Annotated in this window: 6 protein-coding genes; all 6 read left to right on the top strand. The window is 58.3% G+C overall.

Going from position 1 to position 6,024, the window contains the following annotated elements; translation table 11 throughout:
• Positions 1–769: 2-C-methyl-D-erythritol 4-phosphate cytidylyltransferase (gene ispD, locus WA354_RS24225; RefSeq protein ID WP_472815597.1), on the top strand; the 769-nt coding region annotated here is incomplete at its 5' end.
• Positions 770–801: 32 nt separating this feature from the next.
• Positions 802–1,419 (top strand): 2-C-methyl-D-erythritol 2,4-cyclodiphosphate synthase, encoded by a 618-nt coding sequence (gene ispF, locus WA354_RS24220; protein WP_472815596.1) that lies wholly within the window; start codon positions 802–804, stop codon positions 1,417–1,419.
• 154 nt (positions 1,420–1,573) lie between these two features.
• Positions 1,574–3,718, top strand: a complete 2,145-nt coding sequence (locus WA354_RS24215; protein WP_472815595.1) for a PP2C family protein-serine/threonine phosphatase — start codon at positions 1,574–1,576, stop codon at positions 3,716–3,718.
• A 279-nt stretch (positions 3,719–3,997) separates the two neighbouring features.
• A complete protein-coding gene (locus WA354_RS24210; RefSeq protein WP_472815594.1) occupies positions 3,998–4,318 on the top strand; it encodes a hypothetical protein in 321 nt (106 codons plus the stop codon).
• A gap of 63 nt (positions 4,319–4,381) precedes the next feature.
• Entirely contained in the window at positions 4,382–5,860 is a 1,479-nt protein-coding gene (gene gltX, locus WA354_RS24205; RefSeq protein WP_472815593.1) for a glutamate--tRNA ligase, read from the top strand.
• Positions 5,805–6,024: RNase H family protein (locus WA354_RS24200; protein ID WP_472815592.1), on the top strand; the 220-nt coding region annotated here is incomplete at its 3' end. The genes gltX and WA354_RS24200, both read left to right, overlap by 56 nt.

Here is a 6,024-nt window from a genome sequence, read left to right as displayed (position 1 = left end):
GGCGAGGTTGTATACTCGGCGAGTTATGCAGGTTTTCGCAATTCTTCCCGCTGCGGGGCTGGGAACACGTATGGCCGGGCCGCAGCCTAAACACCTCAACGACAAAGATCCGTCATCGGGGCCCCCGGCTAAACAGTTTCTCTCGCTGGATGGTGTTCCGATTCTGATCCACTCGTTGCGGGCGTTCGCCGCGGTCGAGCGGGTGACGGCAATCTACGTGGCCGTGCGCAAAACCGAGATGGAACGCGTACAGGCGCAGGTTGCTGAATATGGATTCACTGGCCGCGTGCACGTAGTCGAAGGTGGAGATACACGGCAGGAATCGGTGTTGCATGCACTGAATGCCGTTCCGGCTGACCCGGATGACGTGGTGCTGGTGCACGACGCGGTGCGGCCGCTGATTGACAAGGCAACGATCGATCGGACCATCGATGCGGTGGTCGAGCATGGCGCAGCCATTGTCGGTCTTCCCGCCATCGACACGATCAAACAGGTGGAACGCACCGCGCACGGTGCAATCATCACCTCCACGATTCCACGCGAATTCATCGTGCAGGCGCAAACTCCCCAGGGATTCCGCTTTGGACTGCTGCGGAAGGCGATGACCGACGCCATGGAGGAGGGGTTTCTGGGAACGGACGAAGCGTCAGTAATCGAGCGCGCCGGAATTCCGGTAGCAGTGGTTCACGGTTCTCAGGTTAATCTGAAGATTACGCAGCCGGGTGACCTGGAGTTGGCGGAGTTTTACCTGCGCCAGCGTGGTCGCTAGGTTCGGCGAGACCACAAACTGGCACGGAGACCATGGAGACAAGAATCGGATTTGGCTGGGACTCGCATGTGTTCAAGGCGGGTATACCCCTGCGCGTGGGCGGCATGACGCTGGATCATCCTGAGGGTTTGGTTGGACACTCTGATGGCGACGTGTTGCTGCACGCCATTACAGACGCGCTGCTTGGGGCTGTAGCTGCGGGAGATATCGGAAGCTTCTTTCCGCCGGGCGATCCGCGCTGGAAGGACGCAAACTCCGCGATCTTCCTCAAATTGGCCATGGAAGAGCTGCAAAACGCCGGTTTCCGCATCGTCAATGTCGACACCACCCTGATCATGAATGCTCCCAAAATCGCACCGGTTGCCGGTGATCTGCGTTCGTCTGTTGCCGACCTGCTGGGCATTGAGATGGAGCAGGTGAGCATCAAGGCCAAGACCCCCGAGGGCCTGGGACTTGACCACGTGGCTCAGTGCCATGCCGTCGTGCTGGTCGAGCGGTCAATCGAACCCGATGAGTTGAAGAGCATGAGTGCCGTGATCGAAAGTCAGAAGCAATTGGAAGATGTTGTCGATGATCTCTTGGCGTCGGTTCACGGAGTGCCAAAAAAGCGGCCGGTCAGCCCGGTCTATGACACGGAAGACATCACATAAAGGGCGCGCGGGAATCTGATTGTGGCAAGAAATTGCCAATGCAGTTCTGAATGAGCCAATTTATATTGCCCCAACGCGGGTCAGACGCGTATTCTCCGGAAATACCATTGGGCCAGAGAACGACAGACCTCGGTGGGGCGAGGCCACTTCCCAGATGCGCGTGTTGCGGTTATCTGTAACAGGCAAGAAGATATCCATACTCGTCGCGGCCTTTTGTCTCGGCACGATGGTCAATGTTGTGCGCGCAGAAAATGCTCCGCCATCGCAGGGCGTGAATGCGTCAACCGCGAACACAGCGTCTGCCCCTGTTTCTCACTGGGCAGAGCAAGTTGTTCTTGGATCTTCCAGCGTTGAGTTGAACGGCCCTTGGAAGTTCCACAAAGGCGATGATCTGCAGTGGGCGCAGCCGGACTTCAACGACTCCGGGTGGCCTTCGATGGATTTGACTCCGCCGCCGGGATCCTACGATCCATTTCTAGGCAGCAGCGGATTCATGCCTGGATGGACGGCTCTGGGTGACAGCGGCTACGCGGGATACGCGTGGTACCGGCTGAAGGTCAATGTTCAATATGATCCAGGACTGTCGGAAGGCGGCCTGGAAATCAAGATGCCCGACGACGTCGATGACGCCTATCAGGTATTCGTGAACGGGCAGCTAATCGGGGAGTTTGGGCACTTTACGCCGAGCGGCGTGAGGACCTATCTCACCCTGCCGCGAACTTTTGCATTGCCGAGGGGCATCAAGAGCGGGCAGATCACGTTCGCCATTCGCGTCTGGATGGATCCATCGACAGCCTTGACCAACCCAGACGCGGGCGGCTTGCACGGGCCACCGATCCTGGGACAGGCGGGACCAATTGAGCGCATGCTTCGCCTCGATTGGGATGCCGTCAATCGCTCCCAATTGAACAGCTTTCTTGAGTTGGCTCTGCTTCTGCTGGCGATCATTGTGGCGGCGGTTCTCTTCTGGCTCGATCGCAAAGAGAAGGCTTACTTGTGGCTTGGCCTGGCTTGCACCGGGGTCATGCTGCAAACCATCGTGTCCCTGGTCGGAAACTATTCCGCGGTTATCCCGGGATCCTTTTTCTTCATGCTGTCGGATGCCATCCTCAAGCCTGCGGTGATTGCGCTTTGGATCATCTTCTGGGCTTATTGGTTCCGCATGGGGCATATGCCGCGGCAGCACAAAATGGTGTGGGGTTTCGCGATTGCACTGGCATTGACAATCGCCATGATGCGCGCGCCTCTTTATGGGCACCTCATCCCGATTCAGGCGGCGGCTTTCCTGTCACCTCTCGCCACCTTCATGAAACTGCTGCTGGCCGGTATGTTGCTCTGGGTGGCGTGGGAAGGCATGCGCAGGGACCACGCCGGGGCATGGTTGGCCATGCCCGCAGTAGGTCTGCTAGTTGTCTCGTTTTACCAGCAGGAGTTGCTGGTGCTGCATATGCCGCTGAGCTTCTTCCCGTTTGGCCTGGCGGTGGGCATCAGTCAGATTGCCGTCGTGGTTTCGCTGATTATCATCACAATACTGCTGATGCGACGCTTCCTGCAGTCTCTGAAATTGCGGCAGCAGTGGGAAGCAGAGATTGACCAGGCGCGGCAAATTCAGCAACTGCTCATTCCCGAAGCGATTCCCACGATTCCAGGGTACGTGCTCGAGACAGAGTACAAGCCGGCACAGCAGGTAGGCGGAGACTTCTTCCAGATCATTCCTGATGGCCACGGCGGCGTACTGATTCTTCTGGGCGATGTGACCGGCAAAGGCCTGCAGGCCGGCATGCAGGTAGCGCTGATCGTCGGCGCTATTCGCACTACTGTGGAAACAAGCCACGAGCCACATGTCGTCCTCGAATCCCTGAACCGCAGGCTGTGCGGCCGCGGGCAGTCCTATGCGACATGCGTGGCGATGCATGTCGCGAGGGATGGCAAGACAACCATTGCCAATGCCGGCCACATCGCGCCATACCTAAACGGCAAGGAACTCAACATGGCGGGCAACCTGCCCCTCGGTTTGAACGCCTCAGTCACCTTCGATCAGGAAACCCTCCATCTCAAGCAGAAGGATCGCCTGCTGGTGATCACCGATGGTGTGATTGAAGCGAAGAATGCAAAGAACGAGCTCTTCGGCTTCAATCGCGCGCGTTCCATCAGCCACCTGCCTGCCGCGTTTATCGTGAAGGCCGCGGAGATATTCGGGCAGGAAGACGATATTACGGTCGTATCGATCTCGCGCGTGGCGCAGGAAAAAGAAGGCGAAGTCTCCGCACCACCCTCGATGAAGTCCGAAGTCGCCTAGAAACCAGCCGCAAATGCGCTTGTCATCCCGACCAACCGGAGGGAGCGGAGGGGATCTGCAGCTGCTCTTGATGATCTTCGCCATTTCGATTCTTCCGACTCTCGTACGGGCCACAACTTGCCGCCGACGTGTGATCTGGGTTACGACAAGGAACAGATTTCAGAATCGCGGGACCTCCCCGGAACGTCTGTGATCAACTCTCCAAAGAATCCCATTGCGAAAATCCGTGATTCGACGTAGCTTGGCTCAGAGTTCTGATTCCATCTCTGGAGTGTTTGTATGCATATGCTTGCAATGCTGTTACAGGACAATCAGCCGAGTCCCGAAATGATTCAGAAGATCATGGTGGCCATGATGGCCATCATTCCGATCATCATCATTATCTCGATCGCCGTGGTCATGATTCCCTGCTGGTTCATCCTCAAAAAAGCGGGTTTCTCGCCGTGGCTGTGCTTGCTTTGCCTCATTCCATCCCTGGGCACGCTGGTTCTGTTGTACGTGCTGGCGTTTGCAGAATGGAAGGTGGTCCCGGCGCCGATGGCTGCCTATCCGCCGCCCTATCCACCGCCGCCCCAGCCACCCTATCCTCCCCAGGCGTGAGACAGCACACCTGATTCGGCGGGGAGCGAATGCTAGCATCGTGAATGGAAAGTAACTGACACGATGCCCGATTCCACTCCCTCAAAATCTGGAAATGTTCGCGTTCGTTTTGCGCCTTCGCCCACCGGTTTTCTCCACGTGGGCAGCGCGCGCACATTTATCTTCAACTGGCTCTACGCCCGGCACAACCATGGAACCATGGTGTTGCGCCTGGACGACACCGATGTCGAGCGCAATACAGACGCCAGCGTCCAGTCCATCTTTGAGGGGCTGCGCTGGCTGGGCCTTTCCTGGGACGAAGAGTACAAGCAGTCTGAGCGCCTCGCACTGCACCGCTCCGCAGCCCACGCCATCTTTGCCAGTGGCCTGGCCTATCGCGACTTTACCCCCGCGCACGCTGCCGAAGGCGAAGCATCCTCTTCACAGGGAGCCTGGCTCTTCAACCCCGGCTTGCGCGAATTACCGCGGGAAGAAAGCGACCGCCGCGCCGCTGCCGGCGAACCATTCGCTCTCCGCTACCGCGTCCCCCGCGGTGAAGGCCGCATGGTCCAGTTCCACGACGCCGTCTACGGTCCCATGTCCAAGCCAGCCGACGAGATCGAAGACTTCGCCCTGCTAAGGTCTGACGGTAACCCGACCTATCACCTCTCGTCCTGCGTCGACGATGCCGACCTGCGCATCACCCAGATCATTCGCGGCCAGGACCATCTTACCAACACCTTCAAGCACGCCCTCATCTTTGAAGGCATCGGTGCCGCCGCGCCGCAGTTCGCGCACCTGCCGCTACTTGTCGCACCCGATGGCGCGAAGCTCTCCAAGCGCAAACACGGCCCCGTTGTCAGCGTCACCACCTATCGCGATGCTGGATTCCTCCCCGACGCTTTCATCAACTTCCTCTGCCTCCTCGGCTGGTCGCCCAAAGACGATCGCGAGTTCCTCACGCTCGACGAACTCACATCCGCCTTTACGCTCGAAAACGTCAACCGCTCCAACGCTGTCGTGAATTTCACTGAAGAAGACCCATTTGACGCCAAGGCAGTTCACCTCAATGGCGAGCACATTCGCGCCCTGCCCGTCGAGGAACTGAGTGCGCGCCTCCAGCCCTTCTTCGAGCAGGCCGGCTTCTCTGCCTCACCCGAAAAGCTTCTCGCCGTAACCCCGCTCATCCGCGAGCGCATCAAGTTCCTGAAAGACGCAGTCTCCGCCGCCGACTTCTTCTTCTTGCCGCAACTCGCGCCCTATGACCCAGCCGAGCTGATTCCATCGAAGGGTGGCGACGCCGCCATGGCCCGCCGGGTTCTTCAAACCGCGCTCGAGATCCTGCCCGCGACTCCCTTCGATCACGATTCACTCGACCAGGCGTTACGCACTGCCGCAACCTCTCTGGGTCTAAAGGCCGGTCCGATGTTCCAGCCAATCCGCGTAGCCATCTGCGGACGCAAAAATGCGCCGCCGCTTTTTGAAACTATGATCGTCCTCGGCCGCGATGTATGTCTGGCTCGCATTCAACAGGCAGAATCTAAGCTCGGGTCCATGGTTTAGTTGCTGGTTCAAGGAGCCAAAGCGAATCGTGAAGAAAGTCACACTAATTTCAGATGGAGCCTGCGTTGGAAACCCCGGACCTGGCGGATGGGCTTACATCCTTCGTTATGCTGAACATTCGGAGGAAGGCACGGGTGGTACAAGCGACACAACAAACAATCGGA

It is taken from the genome of Occallatibacter sp., assembly GCF_049802275.1.
Classification (GTDB): Bacteria; Acidobacteriota; Terriglobia; order Terriglobales; family Acidobacteriaceae; genus Telmatobacter.
The sequence above is the reverse complement of the archived record's forward strand: the minus strand, read 5'-3'. Positions and strand labels throughout refer to the sequence as shown.

What these genes read in the sequence shown, in the direction of transcription:
- ispF (WP_472815596.1), top strand. Translation starts at nt 802, where the DNA reads ATGGAGACAAGAATCGGATTTGGCTGGGACTCGCATGTGTTCAAGGCG.
- WA354_RS24215 (WP_472815595.1), top strand. Translation starts at nt 1,574, where the DNA reads ATGCGCGTGTTGCGGTTATCTGTAACAGGCAAGAAGATATCCATACTC.
- WA354_RS24210 (WP_472815594.1), top strand. Translation starts at nt 3,998, where the DNA reads ATGCATATGCTTGCAATGCTGTTACAGGACAATCAGCCGAGTCCCGAA.
- gltX (WP_472815593.1), top strand. Translation starts at nt 4,382, where the DNA reads ATGCCCGATTCCACTCCCTCAAAATCTGGAAATGTTCGCGTTCGTTTT.